The 202-nt window shown below is 44.6% G+C and carries 1 pseudogene; it reads left to right on the top strand.

Annotated elements, in window-relative coordinates:
• A pseudogene (locus tag AN214_RS22610) lies at window positions 1-202 on the top strand (IS3 family transposase); the annotation flags it as partial.

Raw genomic sequence — 202 nt, forward strand, 5'->3', positions numbered from 1 at the left:
ATAAAAGAGCAGTTTGAGCAACGAGTATTATCGTTCGTAAAGGCACAGCGGATGACTCATCCTCGCATTGGTACCAGAAAGTTACAGTATATAATGCAACAGTCAGAGCTACGCATTGGCCGAGACCACTTGTTTGCCTTACTGAGAGTAAACCGCTTATTAGTGCTAACTAAACGCGCTTATCACCGAACAACACAGAGCC

Origin of the sequence: Pseudoalteromonas sp. P1-9 (genome assembly GCF_001399975.1) — a bacterium.
GTDB lineage: Bacteria > Pseudomonadota > Gammaproteobacteria > Enterobacterales > Alteromonadaceae > Pseudoalteromonas.